The sequence below is a fragment of the Almyronema sp. genome (assembly GCF_052168255.1).
In the GTDB taxonomy this organism is placed as follows: domain Bacteria; phylum Cyanobacteriota; class Cyanobacteriia; order Phormidesmidales; family Phormidesmidaceae; genus Sphaerothrix; species Sphaerothrix epifaneia.
Genome location: NZ_JBQLZL010000119.1, coordinates 9,140 through 11,882, shown reverse-complemented (window position 1 = coordinate 11,882; position 2,743 = coordinate 9,140). Strand labels below are relative to the sequence as shown.

Sequence of the window (2,743 nt, the reverse complement as noted above, 5' to 3'; positions counted from 1 at the left end):
GGGGTACTGACCAATGTGGTCAACAATGCCCTGATGGATGCCTATGAAAGCTTAAATATTGACCCCGAGAATCCCCATTATACAACTCTGCTCTACCTACCGACGGGAGCCATTTATTTAGCTAGTCGTGATGCCCCGCAAATTTTTTCAGATAGCTTACCTAACCGAGTTATAGAAAGCATCCAAGCATTGTGTGCCGGACAGTTGAGCTTACGCCAGACGGGTTTTGGCCGCGATGGCAAAGGCATGAAATATGCCGACTATTACAACCTGTTTTTTGACGATCCAGGTTTGATGCAGGTGGCTCTTGATGCCACGCTGCGGATTTTGAACCCCAATAAAGGTTCGGTAGCTACTAAGCGCAGCGAAAACTTAATGGCCTTTCAGCAGCGCGGTGTCCTCTCAGCCGATTACGATTTCTCATTCAATGACGACATCCGCATCGATCAGCTAGCTGAATTCGGTGACTTGATGAACCGCAAAATCTGGGGAGAGCGGGTTAACCAGCTAGAAACTGTCATTAAGGAACGAACCAAAGAGAGGAAGAAGCAAAAAGACTTGCCGAAACTCCCGGAACTCAAGCCTGAAATGCTGCCCGAAAACATCATTCATAAAGTAGCTGAGTTTTGGCAACTCTCCGAGTTTTCACCTCAGATTCGGGAAATTCAGCGTATCAACGAAAAGCTGAAGGAGCTGAAACTCAAAGGTAATACTGGTGGAGTGCCCTATGAGTGGTACTTTTTAGCAGCAAGGTTTTTAGAAAAGAATCCCGGCATTGAAGATCTGCGTGAAACCTGTAGCAACGTTATTGCCTATGTCACACAGCTCACACAACCCGTGATCTCTCAGTACCCCGTCGCCGATGGTTGGGATGACGTGCGGGAATGGGTCAGCAAAGTGGTGATGCTGCCAGGTCAAGCCCAGAAAACTTCAACAGCAGAACAGGTAGACGTTTTTTTGAAAGAACTGGCTTACTACAACGCGGCTAAAAAGCCTGGACGAGGACGGCAAATGATTTGTTCCATCTCCCACTCGCCCTACTCGGTTAACGAACAGATGGAATCGGCGGTACTGTTTACCCCTCAGGTCTATACCAACAAGCAACACCTAGGCGGCTCTAATGCCAAACGCAACATCTCCAGCATTGCGGGCATTGAGATGATGCTGCGGCAAATTTTGATGAATCAGACCCAGGCCGTGGGCAAACGCTTTGAGGACGGCAAATACCGCTATCTCTACTTCTACCCAACCTACTACTTCACTCCAGAAACTAACTCGTTTTTGCATCGCGCCTACAGCAACATCGCCCAAACCCGCTTTGACACTAGCATTCGCAATCACTTCATCAGTAAGCAGCTAGAGGCTAACTTCAGCCGCGAAAAGTACCAAACCGTGGATGCTTTCTTGATGGATGAAGACTTGGCCCAGCGCAAGCAGTTGCCTGATGATGACCCGAATTTCAAACGAGACAGAACCTTCAAACTCTCCTACCCCGAAGACAAACCGCTGACTTTTTACTTCATGGCTTTGCCTCCAGGGCGCGACAGCACCGACACCGAATCCTGGGTGATGCCAAGCTGGTTGGCTTTCGCATTTCCGATGATCCTCGATGTCAAAACCGTCGTGTCTGAGTCACCGATTCCCCCATTCACCGATGGGGCGGAATTTGAGGAAAGCGTGTTTCTCGATAGTGCTCCCCATGCTTTCCGCACGTTGGTTGGCCGAGACCGATTCCGGCTCGACTTCATCCTTGAAGGCTGGACGGATGAAAGCGGCCTCCAACGTCCGGCTCCCTTGAACATACTAACGGCTGCCTATGCCATTCACATGGATGTCAACGCCAAGCAGGGTAAAGGCGGCTATGACGCTAACTGGGGGCGTTTTACAGAACTAGCTAAAGATATCGAAACCAGTTCGCTATATGTCTTTTCTTATTTATCCAAGTGGAGCAGAGGTCAAAAGGCCGATGCTCCTAGTTTGGCCAAAATCAAGCTCTACGCTCACCACTTCTATCCCTGTTTTGATCCCTATGCTACCTACAACTTTGATCAGGAGAAATGGAACATGACCCCAGAATCACCCCTGAATCATCCCAAAAAGCTAACGGAACTTTATCGTCAGTTCTACCGAGCTAACAAACGCTACAACGCCAAAGCCAACGCGGTTTTAAAACCCATTGATATTGCTGCCGATACCATCCTCAAGGTTGAATCCAACATGTTTCATGATGAAGCTTTGGTCACGGTTGTGGCGGCAGAAGTTTTCAAGCTGATGGATCGGGTTCATTCCTCGACTGCTGAAGGCCGTTGGGTGGTCAGCGATCGCGAAAAAGAACGCCAACTCGTCCTTGACTTTGCCCGTTATTTCGTTGTTGACGTTTTTGAGAAAGCCTTTGCAGGCGATCGCGCCCGTTTAGCAGGTCGTCAACTGAACCTCATTCGCGATACTTGCGAATTTCTCTATCGCCTGGAGCAAGACAAAGAAAATCAGTCCCAAAGAGATGCCAACGAAGATAGCCAAACGCCGTAGGGGCGAGGTTTCCTCGTCCAAAACCAATCAACCCCTGCCCAAAGCAGCGTTGACCGCAAAACGAAAATCAGTCCCAAAGAGATGCCAACGAAGATAGCCAAACGCCGTAGGGACGAGGTTTCCTCGTCCAAAACCAATCAACCCCTGCCCAACAAACCCCGTAGGTCTCCCTGCCCAATGCAGCATTGACCGCAAAACGTCACTGTCCATCAGG

Annotated in this window: 1 protein-coding gene; it reads left to right on the top strand. The window is 49.4% G+C overall.

Features of this window, described 5'->3' with window-relative positions:
* Positions 1–2,529, top strand: a 2,529-nt coding sequence (gene cas10d / locus ACTS3T_RS23955; protein ID WP_462935870.1) for a type I-D CRISPR-associated protein Cas10d/Csc3, incomplete at its 5' end; no start/stop codon positions are given.
* Between the last annotated feature and the right edge of the window lie 214 nt (positions 2,530–2,743).